The sequence below is a fragment of the Haloechinothrix halophila YIM 93223 genome, from assembly GCF_000504245.1.
GTDB lineage: Bacteria > Actinomycetota > Actinomycetes > Mycobacteriales > Pseudonocardiaceae > Haloechinothrix_A > Haloechinothrix_A halophila.
Genome location: NZ_KI632509.1, coordinates 3,049,365 through 3,074,188, shown reverse-complemented (window position 1 = coordinate 3,074,188; position 24,824 = coordinate 3,049,365). Strand labels below are relative to the sequence as shown.

The following is a 24,824-nucleotide window of genomic DNA, read 5'->3' as shown; positions in this document are numbered from 1 at the left end:
GACAGCAGCAATGGCACAGGACAGTTCGTTCGCCCGCCGCACACCGTACGACAAGACAGTGCTCAACGCTGTGTGCTGGCTCCTGCAGATCGCTCTCGCGGTGTTCCTGGTTGTCCAGTCGGCCATCCCGCTGTACCAAGGCGGGGCGTACAACATCGAGACCTTCGAACGGATCGGGTTCGGCCAATGGTTCCGCCACTTCACCGCCACCGTCGAGGTGGCGGGCGCGATTGGTCTGCTGATACCGGCGCTGGCGGGACTGGCCGCGATGGGGCTGGTCGGCGTCATGATCGGAGCCATCACGACCGAGCTGACGGTGCGCACGGCAGCCGGTGCGGTGCTGCCCGCCGAGCTGCTCGTGCTCTTCGCGCTGGTGGCCTGGTACCGGTGGCCGCAGACCAAGGCGCTGCCGGACCTGGCCAGGCGGGTGCTCAGCCGAAGGCGGTGAGGAACCGGTCGCGGAAGGCGTCCATGGGCCACACCGGGGCGCCCTCGCGTGGCCGCAGGCTGGGCTGCCAGCCCCATCCTGCGATCCGGTCGAGGACGCCTTCGTCACGGGTGACGATCGTGATCGGCACGTCCCGGCCCGCCTGCTCACCGGTGACCATCGAGACCGGCTGGTGATCCCCGAGGAAGATCAGCACGAGGTCGTCGTCGCCGTGGGTGCGGGCGTAGGAGATCAGCGTGCGCAGCGAGTACGCGATGGACTCGGCGTACGCGGTGCGCACCCCATCCGGCGAGTGGCTGGGCTTGCCCGCGAGGACCGAGCCGTCGCCGAGATCGGACCACGAAACCAGCGGCGGGACCGGGCGCCACGGCCAGTGGCTCGAGACCAGGTCGATCTCCGCCATCACCGGCGCGTGCGCGCCGACGACCTCCGCACGATGGAAGGCCGCCAGGGTGTACTGGTCGGGGATCGTCTCGAACGAGAAGCGTGGGCCGCGGTAGGCGATGTCGCGGGAGTCGTAGTACCCGTCGATGCCGTAGAACTCACGCTCGGGCCAGTCCTCGGTGTTCGCGGGCACGACGCCAGCGGTGCGCCAGCCCGCCCTGCGGAACGCGCCGCTGAGAGTCAGCCGATCGCCCCCGACCAGGCTGTCGTAGCGCAGTGGGTTGTCCACCCACAGGCCGGACTGCAACGTGGCGTGCGCCAGCCAGCTTGTGCCGCCCGACGTCGGGGAGGCGAGGAACGCGCTCCGGGTGGCGAATCCGGCGGTGTGGAGGCCGCGGTCCCCCGCGGTGAGCACCCGCGTCACGCGCGGTGCGATGTCCGGATGCTCGAGCGCGACCCGGCCGTAGCTCTCGACGAAGGCGATGACGACGTCCTTGCCGCGCAGCGCCGTGAGCAGGTCCTCGCCCGGGACGTCCCGGAACGCGTCGACGGCCATGTCGGCGGCGAACCGCCGCTGATCCCGGAAATCCGTGCCCACCTGGCGTATCCGGTCGTACGTGGTGGCCGCGGCGCTGCGTGCGGCGACCGGCTCGCCTGGGACGATCTGCACACCGGAGATCGCGCAGGCGAGCCACACCAGCCCGAGCGCCACCGTGGTGCGGGTCGCCGTGCGGCGGTGCTCGACGGCGACCCGGGTCAGCCGCACCACCGCGGCGGCGCCCGCGATCAGCAGCCCCACCGCGATCCCTGCCGCGACCACGACAAGCGCGATGGCCGCCGCGCTGCCGACCTCGGCGACTAGGAGCGCCACGGCTGGCCCGAACGAACTCCAGTCGAACGCCGGGTGGAACGGCCTGCCGAGCGTCGACTGAAAGCCCATGTCGAGGACCGTCAGCAGGATCAGCAGGCCGGCCGCCGCCCCGAGGCCGACCGCGACCACGCGCCGCACCCGCGCCGGGAGGAGCAGCAGCACCGGGACGGCGACCAGTGCCTCCACTGGGATCCGGGCGAAGGACCACGGCGTGAGACGGCCGTCGTCCGGGGCGAGCAGCGCGAACGCCACCAGCAGAACGGCCAGGACGGTGACCGCGAGCGCCGCGACACGGCGGCTCTGCCGCGCGGTCGTCGTCGGCTCCATCGGCTGCCCCTGTCGTGTCTGTTTTGCAGCTCTGTGACCTTCGCCAGTTGTCGGGTCACCGCCGCGAGCAGGCTGCGGTGTTCGGCCACTCGGGCAGGGCTGCCGCCCTACCCTCGCTGGGCCGAGGCGAAGATCCCAACCGCGGTTACGATTCAGACCGTGACCATAGCCGAACGCGGGCGCCTGCCTGCTGCGTTGCGCGGGCCGGCGGTGGGACTGGCCGGCCAGCTGGCTCAGCTCGCCGTGCTGTCGGCCGGATGGGGGCTCGGGCCCGCCGGGTGGCTGGCAGGTGTCGGGTACGGCGTGATCTCCAACGCGTTGCTGGCCGCGGCCGTGCGTCGTTCGCCAGCAGGGCGACTCGGTCCGGCCGACATCGTCACCCTGACCCGGTCAACGTTGGTCGGCTCGGTGACCGCCATCGTGGCCGCCGACCTCGGCGGCCGGTCGGCGGTACCGGCGGTCCTGGTGTCGATCGCGACGGTGGCGTTGATCCTCGACGCCGTGGACGGCCGGGTGGCCCGCGCGACCGGAACGGTGTCCGCGCTGGGCGCGCGCTTCGATATGGAGGTCGACGCATTCCTGCTCGCCGCGCTCAGCGTGTTCCTCACGACGTCGCTGGGCCCTTGGGTGCTAGCCGTCGGGGGGATGCGGTACGCCTTCGTCGCGGCGGGCTGGGTGTTGTCGTGGCTGCGCGCCCCGCTGCCGCCGAGCTTCGCCCGCAAGGCCGTCGCCGCAGCGCAAGGTATCGTGCTCGTCGCGGCAAGCGCAGGCGTGTTCGGACGAGTGGCGGAGTCGGTGCTCGTCGGGCTGGCGCTCACGTTGCTCGTCTGGTCGTTCGGCCGTGACGCCGTGTGGCTATGGCGAAGGAGATAGCGGTGCGCCCATACGTCCTGCTCAGCGTCGCCACCAGCATCGATGGTTGCATCGACGACACCGGCGCCCAGACGCTGGTGCTCTCCGGCGCCGAGGACAGGGACCGCGTCGACCGGGTGCGGGCGGACTGCGACGCCATTCTCGTTGGCGCGGGAACCATCCGGGCCGACAATCCACGGCTGGTGGTCAGCGAGCGGCGGCGGACGGAGCGGATCGCGCGCGGGTCGCCGGAGCACCCGCACAAGGTGACGGTCACCGCCAGCGGTGACCTCGACCCCGGCCTGCGGTTCTGGCAGCACGGCGGCAGCAAGCTGGTCTACACCGCCGCCCCGGCGGCGAGCCGGTTACGGACCCGGCTGGCAGGGCTGGCCGACGTCGTCGATCTCGGCGCCGAGATCGACTTGGGTGCGTTGCTCGACGACCTGGGCAGCCGTGGCGTACGCCGGCTCATGGTCGAAGGTGGCGGCCAGATCCACACGGGGTTCCTTTCCCGCGGTCTCGCCGACGAGATCCACCTGGCCATCGCGCCGATCGTCGTCGGACAACGAGACGCGCCGCGCTTCCTCAACCCCGCCAGCTACCCGGGTGGGCCGACCCGGCGGATGCGCCTTGCCGAGACCAGGCCGGTCGGCGACGTCGTCTTGGTGCGTTATCTGGCGCGGTGACGACCGCCAGCGGATGCACCCAGCCATGCGCCGGTCCGAGAGCAGGGCACGCCACGTTGGGATGGGAACGCTAAGCGGCGGCTCGTGTCGTCAGTGGACGGCCCTTACTCGTCGGCGACCTTGAGCACGAGCTTGCCGGTGTTCTCGCCCTTGAACAGCCGCAGCAGGGTGTCGGGGAATGCCCGCACGCCACCGTCCACAATGTCCTCCAGCGACCGGAGCTTGCCTGCCGACATCCATTCGGCCAGCTCGGTAGTGGCTTCGGGATAGCGGTCGGCGTAGTCGAAGACGACCATCCCGGTCATAGAGGCGCGATTGATCAGCAGCGACATGTAATTCGCAGGGCCCCGGACTTGGTCGGTGGCGTTGTACTGCGAGATCGCGCCACAGATGACGACGCGGGCGCCGCGCGCCAGCCGGGCCAGCGCGGCATCGAGGACCTCGCCGCCGACGTTGTCGAAGTAGACGTCGACACCATCGGGCGCCGTCTCGCGCAGGGCCGTGCGCACGTCCTGGGACTTGTAGTCGATGCAGGCGTCGAAGCCGAACCGCTCCGTGACCAGGCGGCACTTCTGCTCACCGCCCGCGATGCCGACGACCCGGCATCCCTTGATCTTGGCGATCTGGCCGACCACGCTGCCGACCGCGCCGGCGGCGCCGGAGACGACGACGGTCTGGCCGGGCTCGGGTCGTCCGATGTCGAGCAGGCCGAAGTACGCGGTCATGCCGGGCATGCCGAGGACGCTCAGGTACACGGGCAGCGGCAGCGCCGGGTCGACCGTCGTCAGGCCGGTTCCGTCCGAGAGGCAGTATTCCTGCACGTTGAGCGTGCCCGACACGTAGTCGCCGACGGCGAACCGCGGGTTGCGGGAGGCGATCACCTGACCCACGCCGCCCGCGCGCATCACCTCACCGATCCCGACGGGGCGGATGTAGGACTTACCCTCGTTCATCCAGCCGCGCATGGCCGGGTCCAGCGACAGGTAGCGCACCTTGACCACCAGCTCGCCGTCGCCCGGCTCCGCGACGGGCTCCGCGACGTACTCCCAATCGGCAGGCGTCGGCAGCCCGACCGGTCGCGCGGCAAGCCGGTACTGGTGATTCGTGCGGCCCATCTGGCTCCTCCTCGACTGCGCTGACTAAGCGCTTGCTTACCTTCAGGTGGCCCAGCTTCCAGGACGTGCCGACGCCTCGTCAATAGCCCGGGCGACTCAGGGTCGTGGCCCGGATCACATCTGGAGTGCATCTTTCGTGCTTCTGGTGGCGCCATCAGCGACAGGACGGCTGAGGTGAAGTAGATTACACACAATTAAGTTGTGCACAACTGAATATAACGCTAGGTTCGACCGTAGGAACAGGATCGGCGAACCGTCAGTTGGGAGATCCATCGTGAAGACGCTCTACACCGCCACAGCCACCGCGACCGGCTCTGGTCGTGACGGGCAGGTCGAGTCATCCGACCGCGCCCTCGTCACCGACCTGAGCGTCCCGAAGGAGCTGGGCGGCGCGGGCGGCGACGGCACTAACCCCGAGCAGTTGTTCGCCGCGGGTTTCGCGGCCTGCTTCCACAGTGCCCTGCAGCTGGTGGCGCGCAAGCAGAAGACGTCCGTCGCTGGCTCCTCGGTGACCGCGGCCGTCGGCATCGGCCCCGACGGTCAGGGCTACGGCCTGACGGTGACGTTGGAGGTCGACGTGCCCGGCGTCGAGCCGGACACCGCGCGGGCCTTGGCGGACGCGGCGCACCAGGTGTGCCCCTACTCCAACGCCACGCGCGGCAACATCGACGTGGACGTGCGAGTCGCCTGACGGTGGCCCGCTGTAGCTGACGCGAACGGGCCACCGCGGCGCTCTAGTTCCCGTCGAGCACGAGGTAGCGGCCGGAGCGCACCAGTTCGCTCACCCGGCTCCGCAACCGTTCCGGTGCCGCGTATTCGGGGTGACTGCGGAACAGCGTGGCGGCGTCGAATAACTCGCCCATCTCGGCACGGGCCGTTGTCACCGGATGCGTGGCGAACTCTGGTTGTCGCGGGTCGATCCGCCCGGTGCTCACGGCGACGTCGATCCTGCGCTCGCACCGGCACGGGGCGGCGCGATTGACGAGACCGCAGTTGCGCCCGACGAACTCCCGGATGCGCGTCCTCGCCCGTGACAGCCGCTTGCGGTACGTGGCCGCGGGTACCTCGCAGATCTCGGCTGCTTCCTCCGACGCGATCTGGAAGACCTCGCCCAGCACGTAGGCGAGCCGGTGCTCCCGATCGAGGCAGGTCAGCATCGCCTGCGTGCAGGCAAGCCGTACTTCCTCGGCCAGCAGCTCCGCGTCAGGCGACGTGCTCGACGTCGTCGCCAGTCCGTCGAGCAGGCCCTCGGTGTAGGCGTCGAAGGTGAGTTCCATCTGCTCGACCGGACTCCGCTTCCGATCGAGCAGATGGTTCACCGCGATCCGGTGCACCCACGTCAGGAACGCCGCGTCGCCACGGAACGTCGACAGCTTCGTCATGATCCGGATCAGGATCTCCTGCGTCGCGTCCTCCGCGTCGGCGGGTTGCGTGACCATGCGCAACGCCAACCGGTACACCCGATCGGTGATCGCCGCCAGCAGGGTGGTCAACGCGTCGGCGTCGCCATCCTTGGCCCGTCCCGCGAGTAGGGCGAGCTCGTCCGGCGTTGCATCGGTCATGTAATCGGCTCGCCGCGCGGTTGGTTGATCACGACGCACCAGGAACCGTCGTCACGTTGCCGGAGGACGTCGGCGCTGAGCCCGCCCTCGCGGACGGTCGACCCGTCCGGGGCCGTACCCGTCATGGACCACCTGCTCGCCACCAGTGCGACAGTACCCGCCTGAACGACGTCGCGCTCGCCGTGATAGGTGATCCGCGGGTTGAGCGTCGTGAACTCCTTCAGCGCCGCCCTGATCTCGTCATGACCACGATACACAACGGCTGGCTCCGGCTGGAAGACCGCATCATCGCTGTGCAGTGCGACCAGTGCGTCGACGTCGCCCGTGGCGGCGTGCGCGGCGACCAGTTCAAGCAACTCCCCGGGGGTCCCGGGAACGGAACGTTCGGTCATCGTCGTCTCCTTTCCAACTGCACCATCCCAACGATGGCGTCAGAGAGTTGGACGTCTCGGACGCCTGGCTTGTGACCGGTGTGCCGGAGACAGTTCCGGACAGCGAGCCGTGGCCGCGACGTCGGTGCGCATGTGGTCGTGTCGAGTCAGGTGACCCGGCCGACGACGATGTGGCCACGCAGCGGAGCGTGCACGGCGCCGGTGTCGGTGACGAAGGGCCGCAACGCGCGTCGGGCGCCGCGTGTGATGTCGTCGTAGGTTGCGTGGTCGATGCGGCTGATCAACGGTGACCCCTCCACCTCGGTCGCGACCAGCTCGTCGATGGAGCCGAAGCGTGCCGCGCCAAGATGCGTCCGCGTGGTCTCGACACGCAGACCTGCCGCGTCGAACCAGCCACGAAGCTGGTCGAGGTCACCGCAGGACCACTGGGTCTCCGTGATCAGGGCACCCGCTTCGGCTCCTGCCGCTTCGATGACGACATCGGCCAGCGGCTCGTATGCGGGCTGGTCAGTAAGACTGGCGGGCACGGCGATCGCGACAGTGCCGCCTGCTGTCGTTACCCGCGCCATCTCCGCGATGGCCTTGACCTGGTCGGGGAAGTACATGAGCGCCATCTGGCACAACACGGTGTCGAAGGTTCGCGCGGGGAACGGCAGGTTGGCCACGTCGCCTTGCTGCCAGGTCAGATCGGGGCGCACCCGCCGCGCCACGGTGAGCATCGCCTCGTTGCGGTCGAGTCCGATGACCGCGCCGGCGGAGCCGATGCGGTCTGCCGCGGTGCGGGCGACGATGCCGGTGCCGCAGGCGACGTCGAGCACCGCCTGGCCTGGGCCGACGCCCGCTGCGTCCACCAGCAGTGGCGCCCACTCGGCGAAGATCGCGGGGACGAACCGCGACTCGTACAGCTCGGCGGCTTCTAACGGGATCTGGAATGTCTCTGGGCTGGCCATGTCGTCCTCCTTGCTCGGTTTCACCGACGAGCATCGGCCGACCATGAGCGCGAAACACGGGTGCGTGTACCTATTCCGGCACGTATTCTGTGCTGTCTGGTTCGCGGTGGCATGCTGATACCACGATGAGCTCCGGGGCTGATCTGCTCGACGCGGGCAAGGCCGCGTTGGATGAGGGCGACTGGGCGCGGGCACGGTCGTTGCTCTCGGACGCGCTGCTGCGAGAGGAGACGGCGGAAACGCTGTACCACCTCGCCCGTGCCGTTGAATGGTCGGGCGACTACCGCGAGGCGATCGAGTACTACGAGCGCGCCTATGTCGCCGCTCGCGACCTCGGCCAGATCAGGCTGCCGATGTTCATCGCGGGACGCGTGTTGTGCGCGCTGCACGCTGCGGTCTATGGCAATGAGGCGGTGGCCGCGGGCTGGCTGGCGCGGGCACGGAGCCTGGCGAAGGAAGCAGGGGAGTGCGTGGAGGCGGGCTGGGTAGCGCTGGCGGAAGCCCGAATCACCGACGATCCGGCCGAAAAGGACGTCCACGTCCGCGAGGCCACCCGGATCGCCGACGTGTTCGGGGACGCCAACCTGCGATTCTGCGCGCTCGGTCACGAGGGTACCGCCCTGGTGCTTGCTGGTCGCATCGCCGAGGGGATGCGCAGGCTCGACGAGGCGGCCACTGCCGCGACAAGCGGTGAGGTGTCCGACTACGACACGGCGGGCGAGATCTACTGCCACATGCTGCTGTGCTGCGAGCTGACGATGGACGTCCGGCGTGTCCGGCAGTGGATGACGATAGGGACGTCGTTCGGCTCCCGGTCGAACGCGCCCTGGGTGTCGGCGATCTGCCGTACCCACTACGGCGGCGTGCTGACCGCCGCCGGGCGATGGGAGGACGCCGAGCGCGAGCTGGAGTCGTCGATCGCGCTCTATGACGCCAGCTACGGCGCCTTGCGCTCCAGCGCCATCGTGCGGCTCGCGGACCTGCGAGTGCGGCAGGGGCGCTACGACGAGGCAGCCAGGCTGCTCGCCGGGTCCGAGTTCGACTCCTACGCCGTTCGTCCACTCGCCCGACTGCACCTGGCACGCGGTGAGTGCGATGTCGCGCGTCGCATCCTGCGGCGCTTCCTGCCAAACTCGGGCGATCACGCGATGTACGCGCCCGAACTCGCGTTGCTCGCCGAGGTGGAGCTGGCAGGTGGCCGGGTCGAGGAGGCGCGTGCGCTCTGCCGCCGACTGGCCGCGATCGCGGCCGAGTCGGATGTGCCGCGCTTCCGAGCACTCGCCGAGTACACCGCCGGGATCGTCTGCGCGGCCGCTGGCGAACCCGCTGCCCTCGGTCACCTTGAAGCGGCGCTGCCGCAGTTCGCCGCGTCGGAACTTCCGCTGGAAGAGGCGCGGACCCGACTGGCGATATCGCAACTCCTCGCCGACACCGTCCCCGAGGTGGCGGTCGCGGAGGCCCGCTCGGCACTCGCCGCGTTCGACGCGCTCGCCGCCGTCACCGATGCGGACGCCACCGCCAGCCACCTGCGCAGCCTCGGCCAATCCGGGCGGACCGCGCCCCGAGGGGCGGGGGCGCTCACCCGACGTGAGTCCGAGGTACTGGCCCGCATCGCGGAGGGCCTGACGAACGACGAGATCGCGACGCGGCTCTACATCAGCAAACGGACTGTGGAACACCACGTCAGCAGCATCTTCGGCAAGCTCGGCGTCACCACGCGGGCTGAGGCCGTCGTGCACGCACTGCGCGACGAATCGTGAGTGCCCGGTGGGTGGGGAGTAGCGCGGAGCGCGTGGGTCTATGCCGGTCATTGCGTAACCACCGGGAGACGTCCGCCGTTAATGCTGTTGTCGCCTCGTCAAAAAGGAGGACAAGCATGGCTGGCGGACTCACTCGCCGACGTTTTCTGGAGAGTGCCGCGCTCGCGGCCGCGGCGACCGGATTGGGCGCGCCCGCGCTCGCTGCCACACCTGGCAAGCGGGTCGCCGTGCTGGGTGGCGGCATGGCCGGGCTGGCCGCCGCGCACGAGCTGGCCGAACGGGGTTTCGAGGTCGACGTCTACGAGCGCAAGGCGCTGGGCGGCAAGGCGCGCAGCATCGACGTCGCTGGCACCGGTGTTGGGGGCAGGCGGGACCTGCCGGGAGAGCACGGGTTCCGATTCTTCCCCGGCTTTTACCACAACGTGCCGGACAGCATGCGGCGCACGCCGTTTCCTGGCAATCCCAACGGTGTGTGGGACAACCTGGTGACGGCGTCCGACGGCATCTTCGCCCGCAACCGAGGCCGCGCTGACTCGGCGATGTTCGGCTTCCTGCCGCACCAGTCGGAGTTCACCCCGGAAGGTTTGCAGCGGATCATCGTGGAGGAGATACTCCGGCAGCGCGGCATCGCGCCGTGGGAGGCTGAGTTCTTCGCCAACCGGCTGATCGTGTTCCTGACCAGCAGTGACGAGCGGCGCTTCGGGCAGTGGGAACACCGCAACTGGATGGACTATGTGCGGGCCCACGAGTACTCCGACGAGTACCGCACGGTCGTCGCCCGTGGCATGACGACCACCCTGGTCGCCGCCAAGGAGGACACCGCGAGCACGCGGACGATCGGCACGATGGCCGAGGCGTTCCTGATGAACATGATGGGCCGAGGCAGCGAAGGCGAACTGGACCGGGTGCTCAACGCCCCCACGAACGAAGCATGGATCGACCCGTGGGTGCGGCTGCTGCGGGCGCTGGGCGTGCGGTTCCACATCGGACAGGCGGTGGAAGCGCTCACGGTCGGCGGCGGGCGGGTCACCTCGGCGCGGGTCCGCGACGCCGAGGGACATGCCACGGAGGTCGAGGCGGACTGGTTCGTCTGCGCGATGCCCATGGAGCGGGCCCGGCAGCTGTGGTCCCCCGAGATACTGGCGCTCGACCCGAGCCTTGAGCTGATGGACGACCTGTTCGCCGACTGGATGACCGGCATCCAGTACTACCTCGCTGACACGGTCGACATCACCCACGGCCACATCGCCTGCCTCGACTCGCCGTGGGCGATCACCGCGCTCACCCAGGCGCAATTCTGGGAGCACCGGGACTTCGCGCGCGACTACGGCGACGGCCGCGCGGTCGACTGCTTGTCGGTCGACATCTCTGACTGGGACACGCCGGGTATCCGCTTCGGCAAGCCAGCCAAGCGCTGCACCCCTGAGGAGATCGCCGTCGAGACCTGGGCGCAGCTCCGCGACCACCTGGAAGACACCGGCAAGTGGACGTTGCCGGAGTACCGTTCGTGGTTCCTCGACCCCGCGATCCAGTGGCATCCGGAGACAGGGGAGAACAGCAATGAGGAGCCGTTGCTGATCAACACGGTCAGCTCGTGGGAGAAGCGCCCCGAGGCTCGCACGCTCGTGCCGAACCTGTTTCTGGCGGGCGACCACGTGCGGACCAGTGTGGACCTGGCGACGATGGAGGGCGCCAACGAGGCCGCCCGGCGGGCTGTCAACGCACTGCTGGACGCCGCCGGCTCCAACGCGGAGCGCGCCCCGGTGTTCGAGCTGTACAACCCACCGGAGTTGGAGGCGCTGAAACGCACCGACGCCCAGCTGTACCGGGCTGGTCTGCCCAACATGTTCGACCGCCCGTGATCGCCGCGGGGTTCACGGGACAGCCACCGGATGTACTGCCTGGTCGAGCCGCAGGTGGTGATCCGCGACAGCGGTTGCCAGTTCCCGGTCGTGGGTGACAAGCAGCAGTGCACAGCCCGTCCGCGTGAGTTCGGACATGAGGCAGTCCATGGTGCGCTCCTGGGTGAGCAGGTCCAATCGGGACGTCGCCTCGTCCGCGAACACCAGCGCCGGTTCAAGCAACATCGCGCGGACGATCGCGAGCCGCTGCAGCTCGCCGCCGGAAACCTGGCCGGGCAGCCGGTGGAGGAGGCTTTCGGGGAGCCCGAGGGTGGCCATCAGCGACTCGACCCGTCCTGGCGGCACGCCGTGGCGGCGGACGATGTCGCGCATGGCATCCGTCAGGCGGACGCGCGCGGGGAAGGACAGTGCCGGGTCCTGGTACAGCTTCTGCAACCGGCCACCCGCGACGGCGTTGTGGTGACGCACCGTGCCCTCGTCGGGCGCGCCGAGCCGCAGTAGGAGGTTGCCGAGCGTGGTCTTGCCGACGCCGCTAGGCCCGGCCAAGGCCCATCGCTCGCCCGGCCGGATCTCCAGCGAGATGTCCCGGAACAGTTCGGTGTCGCCGTAGGACTTCGCCAGCTTCTCGGCCGCGACCAGTGGCTCGGCCGCCGGGTCGGCTGTGGCGTCTGCCAAGGGGGAGGCCAGCCACTCGTACTGCCAGCGGGAGGGCTCCGCGGCGACGAGCCGCCGGGTGTAGTCGTGCTCCGGTGTGGTGAGCACTCGATCCGCCGGGCCACGCTCCACGATGATGGCGTCCCGCATCACCAGCAGCTCGCCGCCGAGCTTGCGGGCGAGGTGCAGGTCGTGGGTGATCGTGATCAGTAGCCCACCGGTGGCGACGTGCTCGGTGAGCAGGTCGGCGAGCTGATCGAGCGAGTCGCGGTCCAGTCCTTTGGTCGGCTCGTCGACGATCAGCACGCGGGCGCCGCCGATCGTGGCGGCCGCGTACGCGACGCGCTGCGCCATCCCGCCGGAGAGGGTGTGCGGCCAGGCGCGGGCGGCGTGTCCGAGGTTGAGCCGGCCGAGCGTGTCCTCGGCACGGCGCAGCGCCGCCTTGCGGCGGGACCGGAACCCAGGCGCCCCTTCTGCGACCTGGTCGCGCACCCGCATCGTGGGGTCGAGGGCAAGCGCGGGTTCCTGCGGGAGCAGCGCGAGCTCCCTGCCCCAGTGGTGCTTGCGGTTCGCCCGATCGGCGAGGTCGTAGTGGACGCCGTCCAGGGACATCGTGCCCTCGACCGCCAGCCCGGTGGTGATCGTGCCCATGACCGCGTGGGCGAGCAGCGACTTGCCGGAGCCGCTCTCGCCGACGATCGTGAGCGCCTGGCCCGACTTGACACTGATGTCCGCGACGTCGACGAGCGCGGTGTCGCCGTGACGTACGGCAAGGTCGCGCAGTTCGAGCAGGCTCATGTCGTGACCTCCGAGCGACGCAGGCCCAGGAAGCAGGCTGTGATGAGGAACAGCACCGCCACCGGGGCGACGGACATCCAGGGCGCCACGTCGTAGAACGGGAAGCCCTCGGTGACCATCAGGCCCAGCTCGGCGCGCGGTGGCCGCAGGCCAACCTTGATGAAGCCGAGTGTGGAGACGGCGAGGATGCACGTCACCATGCCGAGTGCCGCGAGCGTGGTGACCAGCGGGCGCAGCTCGGGCCACAGGTGCCTGCGCAGCACATGCACCGGTCCCAGCCGCAGCAGTGATGCGGCTTCGACGGCTGGCGAGCCGAGCACGAGGCTGCTGCGCGCCCGGACGACGCGGAAGTACTCCACCCATTGCACCAGCGCGAGTCCGATGTAGAGCGTCCAGAGCGAGCCGTCAGCGGCGAGAGCGGCGAACAGCAGCACGACCAGCAGCGCGGGCAGGGCGACGAAGACCTCGGAGATCCCGCGCAGCGCGGCGTCCGCCCACCCGCCGAACCAGGCCGATGCGATCCCCGCCGACGTCCCCAGCACCAGCGCCGTGCCGACGCACAGTGCGGCGAACACCAGGGAGAGCCGCGTGGCGTGCGCCAGCCGGGCGAGCACGCTCCGGCCGTAGTCGTCGCGTCCGAGTGGTTCGGACGCGCTCGGCGCTTCGAGGTAGCGGCCGAGGTCCTGTGCGGCCGGATCGGGCAGGATGAGCGGGCCGATGATCGCGAAAGCGGCGATCACCACGAGCACAGAGGCCGCCAGTATGCGGGCGGCCGACCAGCGCCGGTCATCGGACGGCGTTGCGGTGGCGTCCGATCGCAGCAGGGTCGTGTCCGACGATTCGCACCTGCGAGCAGTGCTCGTGTCTGATGGTTCGCACCTGCGAGCAGTGCTCGTGTCTGATGGTTCGCACCTGCGAGCAGTGCTCGTGTCTGATGGTTCGCACCTGCGAGCAGTGCTCACGCCAGCACCTCCCGCTTGCGCGGCCGGGGATCGAGGCCCAGCACGGCGAGGTCCACGACGGTGTTGATGGCCACCACCAGCAGCGCGAGCACGAGTGCGGTGGCTTGCAGCACCGGCACGTCCCGCCAGAACACCGCGTGCACCAGCGCGTGGCCGAGTCCCTGCCAGGCGAACAGGCTCTCCACCACGACGACGCCCTCGATCAGGATGGCCGCTTGCACACCCAGGTAGGGCACCAGCACGACGCCGGCGTTGCGGAGCGCGTGGCGGGCGAGGACGAGGCGCTCGGTGAGTCCCTTGGTACGCGCGAAACGTACGTGTTCCGAGCGGGTGATCTCGACGACCGTGTCTCTGGTGACGCGGGCGATGAGTCCGGACAGGCCGACCGCGAGCGTCAAGGCGGGCAGCACAAGGCTGGACGAGCTGCCATGGCCGACGGCGGGCAGCAGTCCGAGGTGGACAGACAGCACCAGGATCAGCAGCAGGCCGAGCAGGAACGGCGGCAGGGCGCGCACCAGCGCCACCCACGCCGTGGTCATGTGGTCGAGCCAGCCACCGGGACACCGGGCGGCGAGCACGCCCGCGAGCCCGCCGATGACAATGGCGAGCCCCAGCGCCACCGCGGTGAGCTGGAGCGTGCCGAGCAGGTAGTAGCCGACCTCCGCCACGACCGGCCGCGAGGTCACCAGGGAACGGCCGAAGTCGAGCCGGAGCAGGTCGACCAGCCAGTCACCCAGCTGCTGCCAGGCGGAACGGTCGAGACCGAGCTCGGCCCGCACGGCAGCGGCGGAGTCCGCGTCGACCAGGTCGTCGCCGTAACGGCCCGCGGCGATCCGATACGCCGCGTCGCCTGGCAGCTGCCGGACGACGGCGAAGCACAGCACCGAGACGACAAGGGCGACACCTACCGCCTGTCCTGCCCTGCGCAGCAGCACGGCGGCGACGAGCTGACGTTGCGTACCGCTCATCAGTTCTGGCCCGCCCAGCTCAGGTCGGTGATCCGCCAGGTGCGCTCCAGCGGGTCCAGCACGAAGCCATCGACCCGGTCGGTCACGGCGGCGTTCATCCGGTACCAGGCCACCGGGATGAGCGGCAGTTCCCGCTGGACGGTCTCGGCGATCCGGGCGCGGTGCGCGGCTGCCTGCTCCGCTGCCGGTTGCGTGAACAGTTCCTCGATCGCTGTGGTCATCTCGGCGTCACGCCAGCCGAGCACACCCCAGTCGTCGCCTTCGGGCGCGAAGGTCTCCGCCACGCTGACGAGCGGGTCGGCGACCAGTGCGAAGTGGCGGGCGAACAGCCCGAGTTCGAGGGAGCCGTCCTCGTGCCCGGCCGGGATCGCGCTTGAGTTCGTGACGTCGACCTCGAGCTCGACGCCGATCTCAGCCAGCGCGGCCTGGATCGCGGTCGCCAGTGCGGGCAGCTCCGGCCGGTCGGGATAGGTGGTCAGCGTGAGCCGCAGCGGGGTGCCGTCCCGCTGCATGGTGCCGCCATCGCCCGGCGTCCAGCCTGCCTCCGCCAGCAGGTCCCGTGCCGCATCGGGATCGTGGTCGAGTGGGTCGAGCCCGGGCTGATGCCAGGTTCGCAGCGACGGCGGCAACAGCTGGGTGGCTGCCAACTCCGCCTCGCGGAGCACGGCCTCGGCCATGCCCTCGCGGTCGAGGGCAAGGCTTAGCGCCTGCCGCACCCGGACGTCGCCGAGGATCGGGTGGTCGTTGTTGACCTTGAGCAGCAGGGTCCTCGGCTGGAGCGCGGACTCCATCCGGACGCCGTCCGCCGCGTCCACTCGCTGCTGACCAGCCGGTTCGAGGCCGAACACCACGTCGGCCTGGTCGCTGACCGCCATGAGCGCCCGCGACTCAGCGCGGCCCGCCGCCTGGAACCGGACCCGCTCGATAGCGGGCTGTTCGCCACGCCAGCCGTCGAACCGGGCGACCTCGATCGACGCGGGCAGTTCCACGCGCTCGACCTCGTACGGGCCGGTGCCGATGACCTCGGTGACCTCGCCATTGTCGTCGTACGAGGCAGGAGCGAGGGCCGCCGTGCTGTAGTGGGTGAGCACCGCGGGCAGGGTCGGGTACGGCTCGGCGAGGTCGAACCGCACCCCGGACGCCACCGGAGTGATCCGCTCGACCGGCGCGTCGGCCAGCGGGCTGGCCGCCTCGTCCGCCGCTGCCTTCAGGGACGCCGCGACGGCATCGGGGGTCACCGGCGTGCCGTCGTGGAAGCGGACGTCCTCCGGTAGCTGGAACGTCCAGCTCCGCGTGCCCCGCGAGTCCTCCCACGACGTGGCCAGCCCCGGCATGAGCTCGCCCCGCAGGTCGCTGCTCACGAGCGTCTCCACCACCTGCAGCCGGGTGAAGAAGCCGTCGCTCGACGCCGGATCGAGGCTGTGGACCTCGAACGGCCCCGCGATCCGCAACGTGTCCGAATCGGACCGCGCAGCCTCCCCACTCCCGCATGCGGCGCTCGCCATGAGCACCGCCACAAGTCCCGTCGTCACGCCCGTACGCGTGAACCGTCCCATGCTGCCGCCTTCCGACACCGGAAATGAACGACAGCGAAATTATTGAAAATGATTACCAGTGTCAATTGTGATATGCGCCGCACGCTCTCTCGTGCGTGGCTCGGCAGCGCGGTGCTCACCACGTGCCTCCCCGTAGTGACCGGCGTCAGCCCTGCGGCCACGACGGCGCGGTGACCGAGTCGGCGAGGCTGTCGAGGAACGCCTGAACCGGCAGCGGCGCGGGCGGCCTGCCGTAGGTGGCGACGACGATCCGGCGATGGTCGTCGGGAATGCGATCCACGCGAACCCCGGCGTGGCGGCTGGCCGCCAGCGCGAGGCCAGGCAGGGTGGTGACGCCGAGCCCGGCGGCGACCAGCGCCTGCGCGGCGACGTAGTCGTCGGTCTCGAATGCGATATCGGGGGTGAACCCGGCTCGGGCGCAGGAGGCGAGCAGATGCATGCGGCACCGCTCGCACCCCGCGATCCAGCGCCGGTCTGCGTAGCTGGCCAGCTCGTCGCGTCGCCCGTCGATCGGGGCGTCCGCCCGCGACACCACGTACAGCGGTTCGTCCAGCACGGTGGACGTGGTGAATCCCGCCGCTGTCGTGGCGTCGGTGTGCTCGAAGACCAGCGCGACGTCGACGTCGCCATTGCGGAGTGCGGTGAGCGCTTCTGGTGGTTCGCACTCGGTCAGAGCCAGGTCGAGGTCCGGGTGCTTCTCCGCGAACCGGGCGGCCGCGGCCGGGACGAGGGTGGCGAGGGCGGAGGGGAACGCGGCGAGCCGGACCTTGCCGGTGCGCAAGCCGGCGTGCGCGGCGAGTTCGTCCTGGGCTGAGGACACCCTGCCGATGATCTCCTCCGCTCGTGCCGCCAGCAGCTGTCCCGCGTCGGTGAGCTGAATACCGCGGCCCACGCGTCGGATCAGCGGTACTCCCACGTCGGATTCCAGCCGTGCGATGTGATGGCTGACCGACGGCTGGGCGTAGTGCAGCGTCTGCGCCGCCGCCGTGATCGAGCCTTCCCGCGCGACGGCGACCAGTACACGGAGCCGCGTCAGGTCCATCCCAGAATTATAGATGTCATCAATAGATCATGAGAAAACTGGCATTGGACCTATGGATGGTCCGTTGTCAGTGTTGCGGTATGCGCGTTCCCACCTTCACCGACGTCCTCGATGCCCGCGACCGGATCACGCCGGTGCTGCCGCCGACCCCGATGTGGCACTCCACCGCACTGTCAGCGGCCACCGGTGCGGAGATCTTCGTCAAGTACGAGAACACGCAGCCAATCGGCGCGTTCAAGGTGCGTGGCGGCCTCAACCTGCTCGCCACGATGCCCGAGCGGGAACGGGCGGCGGGCGTGCTCGGCTACTCGACGGGAAACCACGCCCAGTCCCTCGCCTACGCCGCGCGGCACTTCGACGTGCCGTGCACCATCGTGATGCCGGAGAACGCGAACCCGACGAAGGCAGCGGCGGTTCGTGCGCTCGGCGCCGAACTCGTCGAGTTCGGCGCGACGTTCGACGAGTCAAGCGCACGGGCGCACGAACTGGTCGCCGAGCGCGGCATGCGCTTGGTCAGTGCGGCCAACGAGCCGCGGCTCGTTGCCGGGGTGGCGACGGCGTATCTGGAGCTCGTCCGGACGCAGCCGGACCTCGACGCGATCGTGGTGCCGGTCGGCGGCGGCAGTGGTGCCGCGGCGGCCTGCATCGTCACGGCGCGGTTGGCGCCCCGATGCGAGTTCATCGCCGTGCAGTCGGCGGCGTCACCGGCAGCGCACGACTCCTGGCGCGCGGGCGAGGTGGTTGAGCGTCCCAACACCACCGCGGCCGAGGGGCTGGCGACGGGCAGCGGCTTCGAACTCACCCAACGGATCCTGCGGGACCGGCTGACCGACTTCATGCTGGTCGACGACGCGGACATCGCCGCGGCGCAGTGGAGCATGCTGCGTGACGCCCACACCCTCGCCGAAGGCGCGGGTGCCGCGGCGTTGGCCGCGGTCCTGGCACAGCGAGACCGGTTCGCTGGCAAACGGGTCGCGATCGTGTGCACCGGGGCCAACGCCAGCCAGGCGGAACTGCGGCGCATCATCCCGAGGGGATGAGAGACGACGGGGCTCACAGCGGTACGACACCGATGAGTGGGCTTTCGCTACCCGCTCCGAGTCGCGGGAGGTTACGTTGGCGGGATGGCGAGCAAGAGCCCGGCGGTGGAGCTAGAGGTCGACGGCTATCCGGTGCGGCTGACCAACCCCGACCGGGTGTACTTCCCCGAACGCGGGGAGACCAAGCTCGACCTGGTGAACTACTACCTCGCGGTGAGCGAGGGCATCGTCCGCGCGTTGCGGGAACGGCCATGCATGATGCACCGGTTCCCCGAGGGTGTCAGTGGCGACAAGGTGCACCAGAAGCGGGTCCCGCAGGGTGCGCCGCCGTGGCTGGAGACCGTGCGCGTGCACTTTCCCCGGTATGACCGGTACGCCAACGAGCTGTGCGTCACCAAGATCGCCGAGGTCATCTGGGCAGTGCAGATGTCCACTGTGGAGTTCCATCCGTGGAACAGCCGCCGCGCCGATACCGAGCGGCCCGACGAGTGGCGCATCGACCTCGACCCGATGCCGGAGTGCCCATTCGACCGCGTGCGGCGAGTGGCAGGCGTCGCGCACGAGGTGCTCGACGAGCTCGGCGCGACCGGCTGGCCGAAGACGTCCGGCGGCAGGGGGCTGCACATCTACGTCCGCATCCCGCCTGAGCGCCCGTTCGGCGAGGTGCGCCGCGCCGCGCATGCTTTCGCCCGTGAGGTCGAGCGGCGCGCGCCGGACGACGTGACCTCCGAGTGGTGGCGCAGGGACCGTGACCCGAAAGACCTGTTCATCGACTACAACCAGAACGCCCGCGATCACACCATCGCGGCCGCCTACTCGGTACGCGGTTTCCCGGACGCCCGCGTGTCGACCCCGGTGCGGTGGGACGAGATCGCCGACGTCGACCCGCGCGACTTCACCATCGCCACCGTGCCCAAGCGGTTCGCCGAACTGGGCGACCTCCATGACGGCATCGACGACGCGGTGTTCGCGCTGGACCCGTTGCTGGAGTGGGCCGACCGGGACGGCCTCGGTCCGTCAGGCGAACGGCCGAAGGACCGGTAGGTCGCGGCCCGCCGGTACGTCATAGGTCGCCGGCTCCAGTGCCAGATGGGAGCCGTCTCGTCCGCTGAGGCGCCGCGTCTCGCTACTCCTGCCTGGGTATCGCGGCCTGCGGGTCACAGTGTCCTTTTAGGACATGGCAGCAGTCGGCCGTGAGCACCGAGCCGTGCGCACTCCCGGGGAGGGAATGTCGACGGAAGTGCAGCGGAAGTTCTACAGGGGTTCCACACCTGAGACTAGAACACGCGTTCGATGCGCGGGTAGTCTTAAGGGTATGAGCAGCGCAGATGCCCTCCTTCCGGTGCCCGGCCCGTATGGTTGGTGGCAAGCGGCCGACGTGGAGTTGGCTGAGGCGCTGCGCACGGCCGAGGAGGTGCGGAATCGTGCCGAGGCTGCTCAGGCGGCGGTGCTGGCCGAGATCCAGTCGCGCGGGGTGTGTTCGCTACGTATGGGTATCCGTCGTTGGCGACACTGCAGCGCGACCTGCTGCGGATCAGCACCACCGAGGCGACCAAGCGCGCTAAGCGGGCGACATTGCTGCACCCCACTCGCGAGGGGACGAGTGAGAAGCCCGCGGCCGCGCCCATGGCCGCGCGGGCCGCGGCTGAGGGTGTGCTCAACCCCGGTCATGTGGACGCGATCAGCGAGACCATGGCCGCGATGCCCGCCGACATCGACGACACCGAACGCGCCAGCTACGAGAAGACGCTGATCGATCTAGCGCGGCAGGCACAACCCGCGGTGGTGCGCCGCGCCGGACGCCACCTACTCGCCCTGCTCGACCCCGACGGCCGTGAACCCACCGACGATGGTGAGTTGGCGGAGCCGGAGCGGGAACTGGTGTGGTCCTGGACCCGCCACAACCGCCTCAAACTGCGCGGCACCCTCGACTCCGAATCCGGACAGTTGCTGGAGACGCTGCTGTCGGCGCTGGCCAAGCCCCGGCCCACGGTGGAGGGCATGCCGGATCAGCGCACCACCGGCCAACGCCAGGGGGATGCGTTCGCCGAACTGCTCGACTACACCCAACGCGCCACCGCACGCCCCACCGAAGCCGGCGAAACACCGGTCGTGACCGTGTCGATGACCCTCGACCAACTGCTGCGCCGCGACCCCCTCATCGACAGTGATCGGGCGGTGCAGCACATGCTGGGCGACACACCCACCCTGAACTGGGAATTACCGGTCACCGCCGAACAAGCCCGCCGCCTGGCCTGCGACGCCCGCCTCATCCCCGCCGTCCTCGGCTCCACCGGGGAAATCCTCGATCTGGGGCGTGAGGTGCGCACCGCCACCCGCGCCCAACGCCGCGCCCTCGCCGCCCGCGACGGCGGCTGCATCATGTGCTCCCGCACCGTCCGCTGGTGCCAGGTCCACCACATCAACTGGTGGGAACACGGCGGCACCACCACCCTCGACAACCTCTGCCTGCTCTGCACCGCCTGCCACCGACTCGTCCACCACGCCGGGTGGGATATCCGCATGACCACCACCGGCACACCCGAATGCCTCCCACCCGCGTGGCTTGATCCGGCACGTCAGCCGAGACGGTTCACCACACCCCACACCGAACCCCTCGGCCAGCCCGCCGGATAGGCGGCCCGAAACAGCCCACCCCACAACTACACACCGGCCCACCGCGACCAGCACCACTGGCCGCGGCACAGCCGCATGCTCACAGGAGGGCACGCGTGTCGCGCTGGGCGGGAACATTGACGCCACTCGCCAGGATGCGGTCTTCGCGGCGTACGCGATGTAGTGGGCGGTAAATCTCAGCAGGCAGGTTTCCTTTCGCTCCCCGCTTCATGCGCTAACGATCGCACCACCTCGACGGCTTGGCCAGCGCGTGCGATCTCCGCGTGGTCACCGGCCGTTGGCCAGCGCCCGCAGCCGTGTGTGGTTGCCGTTGAACTTGTTCTGATCGATCGGATCGCTGCTGTACTGCCAGAAGGTGTAGCGGTTCCAGCCGGGAGGCAGCGCGCCGACGTTGCTGGAGTAGCGCGCCACCCACAGTGGAACGGTCTTGCCGAAAGCGTGACCGCCGCCGACGCAGTGGCTCCACCAGCTGGTGGAGGTATAGATGACGGGCCAGCGGCCGGTGCGCGCCTCGTAGGTGTCGTGGAACGCCTTGATCCACGCCCGCATACCGGCTTTCGACTTGCCGTAGCAGGCGGGTCCGTACGGGTTCCATTCAAGGTCCAGCGCGCCGGGTAACGTCTTGCCGTCGCGCGTCCAGCCGCCGCCGTTCGTGACGAAGTAGACGGCCTGGGCACCGCCGCTGGATCGGTTGGGTAGCGCGAAGTGGTAGGCGCCGCGGATCATGCCGACCCTACGGGAGCCGTTGTACTGCTGGGAGTAGTACGGGTTCTTGTACCCGGTGCCCTCGGTGGCCTTGACGTAGGCGAACCGCTTGCCCTTCTTCCACCAGTATTTCCAGTTGACGTTCTTCTGCCAGCCGCTGACGTCGATGCCCCGGACGTCACCGCGCTGCTGGCGCTGGCTGGTCTGCTTCCGGTTGTCGCGACGGGGCTGGTTGCCGCTGTCCTTGGGCGGGCTCGTGTCGGGCACGGTTCTGGTGATGCGGCGTTCGACCCGCCGGATCTGCGATCCCATCTCGGTGCTGTACTTGCGGACGTAAGCATCGATGTCCATGCCGTCGACCATGCGCGGCACGGCGGTCACCGCCGCTCTCGCGTTTGCCAGGGCCTTGCTGGCCTTCCTCGTGTCGACCTTGGGCGGATCTGGAGCGTCCGGCCGCGACGGCGGTGTGATGGTGGGAAGGTCTGGCGCGCCGGGGTCTGGCTGGCCACCTGACTCCGGAGCGTTGGGGTCGTCCTGGTCGTTGTTACGAGTCGTGCCATCAGAGCGCGGCGTTCCCGTGGACTGGGACGCACCCAGCGGAACCCGCGCGAGCGCGGATCCGATGACCGAGGAGCGCGGACTGAGCCAGTCCACCGCTGGCGACGTATGCGACGCCCAGGCCTGCCCCGCACCGCGTTTAGTCGCTCCAACCGTGGACTTCGGTGCGCGCGCCCCGTGCCCTGACGCCGACGTGTCGTCCCGCTGACGCGAATCGGCAGGCTGATGCCGCGCGGGAGCGGACGACCCGGACTTGGTCGTCAGGTCGGTGCTGTGGGAGCGGTTCGCGAGGCCATGCACGCCCCACACGCTCACGACGAGTGAGGTGGCCACCGCCGTCGCGAGGGCAGCCCGCACTCGCCATCCCTGTCGCCACCGTGGCGTGGGCATGGTGGCTACATCGCCAATGCGGGGTACGACGGAGCGGACGAGACCGTCACGGTCAACGTGGTGTTGTTCATTGGGCCTCCCGGCCACCCGAACGAGTTATTCCGAACAACAACCTATGCGGTTTATTTCCTTGCGTCCACTATCGGGTGATTAGTTGAGGTGCCGCCGAGCGGGCGGCACTCGCTCCGAATCGCCGGGGTTCTGCGACGTTTGCCGCGAGCGCGAAAGACGTCCGAGGCGTAGTGTCGAAGGAGCGGAGCCACCCTGGCTCTCAGCTAGGAGAGCCATCATGGCTGACAAGTCCCCTCGCCAGAGCATGTCCAAGAAGGCCGGCAAGACACTCAAGGAGAAGCGGGCCGCCAAGAAGACAAAGTCCAACGAGCGAGATCGCGCTCAATCCGATCAGATCGACAACCTGCTGCATCCGAAGAAACGCCGTTGATCTGACTCCGCACGTCAAGTACGGCGTGCGTCGTGTCCTGCGCTCAGGACCACATCGGTGCCCGAGATGTTGTCGGACAGAGCTCCATCCGCGTTGTACGGTGAGTTTGATCGCTGACCGGAAAGGCGCTGATGCCCGGAAATCGTGCGGGGCTGGAGCAGGCTGTCACTCAGGCCAACCGTGGCGGGTGGCCCGAGGTGTACGAGCTGCTGCGCGATCGGGACCTGGACTCGCTCGGGCCAGAGGATCTAGAAGCCCTCGCGGACGCCGCCTGGTGGCTGTCGCGGGTCGAGGAGTCGCTGGCCGTCCGCAGGCGAGCGCACGCCGCGTATATCGCGGCCGGGGACACTCGCCGGGCCGGATACCACGCGTGGATGCTGGCGACGGAGTACGGCTTCATCGGCAAGGACGCGCTGGCATCGGGGTGGCTGACAAAGGCGCGGCGACACCTCGCCGACGAACCGGAGTGCGCGGAGCAGGGCTTTCTGACCTTCTCGGAGGCCGAGCGCGCGGCAGCGGCGGGGAACCATGACGAGGCCCTGCGGCTCGCCCGGCGCATGACCGACATCGGCGTCCGCTGCGGCAGCCAGGACGTTGTCGCGATGGCCCGCCTGCTCGAAGGCACGCTGCTCATCAACGCGGGGGAGACGTCGACCGGCCTCGCCTGGCTCGACGAGGTGATGTGCGACGTCATGGCGGGCGCACTGAGCGACCTGGTCACCGGATGGCTGTACTGCCTGGCGGTCCCGGTCTGTTACGAGCTGTCCGATATCGGCCGGGCGACTGCCTGGAACGACGCCGCCATGGCGTGGTGCGCGACGCTGCCCGCCGGGACGCCGTTCCACGGCCTGTGCCGGGTCCACCATGTCGAACTGCTCGGCCTCGGTGGCGCGTGGGACGAGGCGGGTACGGAAGCCGAGCGTGCGTGCCGGGAACTGATGAACTACCACCCGAACATGGCTGGTGAGTCGTTCTACGTCGCGGGCGAATTGCGACGACGCATGGGCGATCTCGCCGGTGCTGAGGACGCGTTCCTGACCGCGCACGAGCTCGGCCGCGATCCGCAGCCTGGCCTCGCGCTGCTTCGGCTCGCGCAGGGCAGGGGAGAGGCGGCGGCCACGGCGCTGGCGTCCTGCGTGGCGGGTGGCGACTGGCACGGGCTCGCCAGAGCGCGATTGCTCGCGGCTCAGGTTGAGGTGAGCGTCGCCGTCGGTGACCTCGATACAGGCCGTGCGGCCGCGCGTGATCTCGAGACGATGGCGCGGGAGTCGGGCGCGAAGTTGCTCAACGCGGTGGCGCTGGAGGCGCGCGGCGCGATCGCCGTAGCGGACGGCGAGGTGGTGGACGCGCTCAACCGGCTACGTCGTGCCCGCACGTTGTGGCTCGATCTTGAGCTGCCGTATGAGGCGGCGCAAGCGCGGCTGCTGCTCGCGGCGGCGTGCCGGGCAGCGGGCGACCACGACACGGCGGAGCTGGAACTGCGCGCGGCACGGTCGGCCTTCGAGCGGCTCGGGTCGGTCGCCGGACTGCGCCGGGTCGACGAACTCCTCGGTACCAGCCCGCAACTCCCGTCCGGGCTGACCGCGCGCCAGCTCGAGGTGTTGCGGCTCGTCGCCGAAGGGAAGAGCAACCGCGACATCGCCGCCGAGCTGGTCATCAGCACACACACCGTCTCGCGCCACCTCGACAACATCTACACCAAGCTCGGGGTGTCGACGCGCGCTGCGGCGGCCGCCTTCGCCCATACCCACGACCTCGCCTGACCGCCGATTCACCTGGCGCGTTCGCCCCATCTGCCATGGCACGGGGTTGGGGCGTTCGCGCGATGTGTACACCGTCCCTGCCGACCGAGACTCGAGCGAC

Annotated in this window: 22 protein-coding genes; 11 read left to right on the top strand and 11 right to left on the bottom strand. The window is 69.6% G+C overall.

From position 1 onward, the window contains the following. Positions 1-10 precede the first annotated feature (10 nt). Positions 11-448 carry a DoxX family protein gene (locus AMYHA_RS14070; protein ID WP_051399904.1) on the top strand — a complete coding sequence of 146 codons (438 nt, stop codon included), beginning with the start codon at positions 11-13 and terminating at the stop codon, positions 446-448. On the opposite strand, the gene AMYHA_RS14065 is transcribed toward AMYHA_RS14070, so the two are convergent. After that, on the bottom strand, positions 432-2,030 hold the full coding sequence (locus AMYHA_RS14065; protein WP_034271630.1) for an LTA synthase family protein: 1,599 nt from the start codon (positions 2,028-2,030) through the stop codon (positions 432-434). The genes AMYHA_RS14070 and AMYHA_RS14065 overlap by 17 nt on opposite strands. Positions 2,031-2,189: 159 nt before the next feature. Here AMYHA_RS14065 and AMYHA_RS14060 point away from each other — a divergent pair, with 159 nt between their 5' ends. Together AMYHA_RS14060 and AMYHA_RS14055 are read left to right on the top strand one after the other, a co-directional pair. Next, a complete protein-coding gene (locus AMYHA_RS14060; RefSeq protein ID WP_034271628.1) occupies positions 2,190-2,903 on the top strand; it encodes a CDP-alcohol phosphatidyltransferase family protein in 714 nt (237 codons plus the stop codon). Positions 2,904-2,905: 2 nt separating this feature from the next. Further along, positions 2,906-3,568, top strand: coding sequence for a RibD family protein (locus AMYHA_RS14055; protein ID WP_231104753.1), 663 nt, complete (start codon positions 2,906-2,908; stop codon positions 3,566-3,568). A 104-nt stretch (positions 3,569-3,672) separates the two neighbouring features. Here AMYHA_RS14055 and AMYHA_RS14050 read toward each other — a convergent pair whose 3' ends face one another. Further along, complete coding sequence (locus tag AMYHA_RS14050) at positions 3,673-4,683, bottom strand: NADP-dependent oxidoreductase (RefSeq protein WP_034271624.1); 1,011 nt, start codon at positions 4,681-4,683, stop codon at positions 3,673-3,675. A 271-nt stretch (positions 4,684-4,954) separates the two neighbouring features. Between AMYHA_RS14050 and AMYHA_RS14045 the strand changes: the two genes are divergently transcribed. After that, positions 4,955-5,374, top strand: coding sequence for an organic hydroperoxide resistance protein (locus AMYHA_RS14045; RefSeq protein ID WP_231104953.1), 420 nt, complete (start codon positions 4,955-4,957; stop codon positions 5,372-5,374). A 43-nt stretch (positions 5,375-5,417) separates the two neighbouring features. Here the strand turns inward: AMYHA_RS14045 and AMYHA_RS14040 are convergent, their stop codons facing one another. From AMYHA_RS14040 to AMYHA_RS14030, 3 genes are all read right to left on the bottom strand, one after another. Beyond that, a complete protein-coding gene (locus AMYHA_RS14040; RefSeq protein ID WP_034271619.1) occupies positions 5,418-6,245 on the bottom strand; it encodes an RNA polymerase sigma factor in 828 nt (275 codons plus the stop codon). Beyond that, positions 6,242-6,637, bottom strand: coding sequence for a YybH family protein (locus AMYHA_RS25790; protein ID WP_051399903.1), 396 nt, complete (start codon positions 6,635-6,637; stop codon positions 6,242-6,244). Before AMYHA_RS25790 ends, AMYHA_RS14040 begins: the two co-directional genes overlap by 4 nt. A gap of 146 nt (positions 6,638-6,783) precedes the next feature. Continuing rightward, a complete protein-coding gene (locus AMYHA_RS14030; RefSeq protein WP_034271617.1) occupies positions 6,784-7,587 on the bottom strand; it encodes a class I SAM-dependent methyltransferase in 804 nt (267 codons plus the stop codon). 125 nt (positions 7,588-7,712) lie between these two features. Between AMYHA_RS14030 and AMYHA_RS14025 the strand changes: the two genes are divergently transcribed. Next, positions 7,713-9,347 (top strand): LuxR family transcriptional regulator, encoded by a 1,635-nt coding sequence (locus AMYHA_RS14025; protein ID WP_034271615.1) that lies wholly within the window; start codon positions 7,713-7,715, stop codon positions 9,345-9,347. A gap of 116 nt (positions 9,348-9,463) precedes the next feature. Then, positions 9,464-11,209 (top strand): hydroxysqualene dehydroxylase, encoded by a 1,746-nt coding sequence (locus AMYHA_RS14020; RefSeq protein WP_034271613.1) that lies wholly within the window; start codon positions 9,464-9,466, stop codon positions 11,207-11,209. A gap of 12 nt (positions 11,210-11,221) precedes the next feature. Here AMYHA_RS14020 and AMYHA_RS14015 read toward each other — a convergent pair whose 3' ends face one another. The 5 genes from AMYHA_RS14015 to AMYHA_RS13995 all read right to left on the bottom strand — a co-directional run bounded on the left by AMYHA_RS14015 (position 11,222) and on the right by AMYHA_RS13995 (position 17,189). Then, positions 11,222-12,661, bottom strand: coding sequence for an ABC transporter ATP-binding protein (locus AMYHA_RS14015; RefSeq protein ID WP_034271611.1), 1,440 nt, complete (start codon positions 12,659-12,661; stop codon positions 11,222-11,224). Beyond that, the gene (locus tag AMYHA_RS14010) at positions 12,658-13,404 is read right to left on the bottom strand and encodes an ABC transporter permease (RefSeq protein WP_231104751.1); all 747 of its coding nucleotides are present in this window, start codon (positions 13,402-13,404) and stop codon (positions 12,658-12,660) included. The genes AMYHA_RS14015 and AMYHA_RS14010 overlap by 4 nt, the downstream gene beginning before the upstream one ends. Before the next feature lie 215 nt (positions 13,405-13,619). Beyond that, positions 13,620-14,591 (bottom strand): ABC transporter permease, encoded by a 972-nt coding sequence (locus tag AMYHA_RS14005; protein WP_034271609.1) that lies wholly within the window; start codon positions 14,589-14,591, stop codon positions 13,620-13,622. Continuing rightward, entirely contained in the window at positions 14,591-16,123 is a 1,533-nt protein-coding gene (locus AMYHA_RS14000) for an ABC transporter substrate-binding protein (protein ID WP_196776895.1), read from the bottom strand. The genes AMYHA_RS14005 and AMYHA_RS14000 overlap by 1 nt, the downstream gene beginning before the upstream one ends. A 169-nt stretch (positions 16,124-16,292) precedes the next feature. After that, positions 16,293-17,189, bottom strand: coding sequence for a LysR family transcriptional regulator (locus AMYHA_RS13995; RefSeq protein WP_034271607.1), 897 nt, complete (start codon positions 17,187-17,189; stop codon positions 16,293-16,295). An 80-nt stretch (positions 17,190-17,269) separates the two neighbouring features. On the opposite strand from AMYHA_RS13995, the gene AMYHA_RS13990 reads away from it, so the two are divergent. The 3 genes from AMYHA_RS13990 (at position 17,270) to AMYHA_RS13980 (ending at position 20,866) form a co-directional block, all read left to right on the top strand. Further along, positions 17,270-18,229: a threonine ammonia-lyase gene (locus AMYHA_RS13990; RefSeq protein ID WP_034271605.1), complete on the top strand. Its 960-nt coding sequence runs from the start codon at positions 17,270-17,272 to the stop codon at positions 18,227-18,229. Between the two features lie 84 nt (positions 18,230-18,313). Continuing rightward, positions 18,314-19,273, top strand: a complete 960-nt coding sequence (ligD, locus tag AMYHA_RS13985) for a non-homologous end-joining DNA ligase (protein WP_034271603.1) — start codon at positions 18,314-18,316, stop codon at positions 19,271-19,273. A 432-nt stretch (positions 19,274-19,705) separates the two neighbouring features. Next, positions 19,706-20,866: an HNH endonuclease gene (locus AMYHA_RS13980; protein ID WP_051399902.1), complete on the top strand. Its 1,161-nt coding sequence runs from the start codon at positions 19,706-19,708 to the stop codon at positions 20,864-20,866. Positions 20,867-21,133: 267 nt separating this feature from the next. On the opposite strand, the gene AMYHA_RS13975 is transcribed toward AMYHA_RS13980, so the two are convergent. Continuing rightward, complete coding sequence (locus AMYHA_RS13975; RefSeq protein WP_157362537.1) at positions 21,134-21,934, bottom strand: lysozyme; 801 nt, start codon at positions 21,932-21,934, stop codon at positions 21,134-21,136. A gap of 874 nt (positions 21,935-22,808) precedes the next feature. Here AMYHA_RS13975 and AMYHA_RS27425 point away from each other — a divergent pair. Together AMYHA_RS27425 and AMYHA_RS13970 are read left to right on the top strand one after the other, a co-directional pair. Continuing rightward, entirely contained in the window at positions 22,809-22,961 is a 153-nt protein-coding gene (locus tag AMYHA_RS27425) for a hypothetical protein (protein WP_169732939.1), read from the top strand. A 131-nt stretch (positions 22,962-23,092) separates the two neighbouring features. After that, on the top strand, positions 23,093-24,724 hold the full coding sequence (locus tag AMYHA_RS13970; protein ID WP_034271601.1) for a LuxR family transcriptional regulator: 1,632 nt from the start codon (positions 23,093-23,095) through the stop codon (positions 24,722-24,724). Positions 24,725-24,824 lie beyond the last annotated feature (100 nt).

Excerpts from the sequence above, each read along its gene's own strand:
- AMYHA_RS14070 (WP_051399904.1), top strand. The coding sequence starts at position 11 with ATGGCACAGGACAGTTCGTTCGCCCGCCGCACACCGTACGACAAGACA.
- AMYHA_RS14065 (WP_034271630.1), bottom strand. The coding sequence starts at position 2,030 with ATGGAGCCGACGACGACCGCGCGGCAGAGCCGCCGTGTCGCGGCGCTC.
- AMYHA_RS14050 (WP_034271624.1), bottom strand. The coding sequence starts at position 4,683 with ATGGGCCGCACGAATCACCAGTACCGGCTTGCCGCGCGACCGGTCGGG.
- AMYHA_RS14040 (WP_034271619.1), bottom strand. The coding sequence starts at position 6,245 with ATGACCGATGCAACGCCGGACGAGCTCGCCCTACTCGCGGGACGGGCC.
- AMYHA_RS25790 (WP_051399903.1), bottom strand. The coding sequence starts at position 6,637 with ATGACCGAACGTTCCGTTCCCGGGACCCCCGGGGAGTTGCTTGAACTG.
- AMYHA_RS14030 (WP_034271617.1), bottom strand. The coding sequence starts at position 7,587 with ATGGCCAGCCCAGAGACATTCCAGATCCCGTTAGAAGCCGCCGAGCTG.
- AMYHA_RS14025 (WP_034271615.1), top strand. The coding sequence starts at position 7,713 with ATGAGCTCCGGGGCTGATCTGCTCGACGCGGGCAAGGCCGCGTTGGAT.
- AMYHA_RS14020 (WP_034271613.1), top strand. The coding sequence starts at position 9,464 with ATGGCTGGCGGACTCACTCGCCGACGTTTTCTGGAGAGTGCCGCGCTC.
- AMYHA_RS14015 (WP_034271611.1), bottom strand. The coding sequence starts at position 12,661 with ATGAGCCTGCTCGAACTGCGCGACCTTGCCGTACGTCACGGCGACACC.
- AMYHA_RS14005 (WP_034271609.1), bottom strand. The coding sequence starts at position 14,591 with ATGAGCGGTACGCAACGTCAGCTCGTCGCCGCCGTGCTGCTGCGCAGG.
- AMYHA_RS13995 (WP_034271607.1), bottom strand. The coding sequence starts at position 17,189 with ATGGACCTGACGCGGCTCCGTGTACTGGTCGCCGTCGCGCGGGAAGGC.
- AMYHA_RS13990 (WP_034271605.1), top strand. The coding sequence starts at position 17,270 with ATGCGCGTTCCCACCTTCACCGACGTCCTCGATGCCCGCGACCGGATC.
- ligD (WP_034271603.1), top strand. The coding sequence starts at position 18,314 with ATGGCGAGCAAGAGCCCGGCGGTGGAGCTAGAGGTCGACGGCTATCCG.
- AMYHA_RS13975 (WP_157362537.1), bottom strand. The coding sequence starts at position 21,934 with ATGGTCGACGGCATGGACATCGATGCTTACGTCCGCAAGTACAGCACC.
- AMYHA_RS27425 (WP_169732939.1), top strand. The coding sequence starts at position 22,809 with ATGGCTGACAAGTCCCCTCGCCAGAGCATGTCCAAGAAGGCCGGCAAG.
- AMYHA_RS13970 (WP_034271601.1), top strand. The coding sequence starts at position 23,093 with ATGCCCGGAAATCGTGCGGGGCTGGAGCAGGCTGTCACTCAGGCCAAC.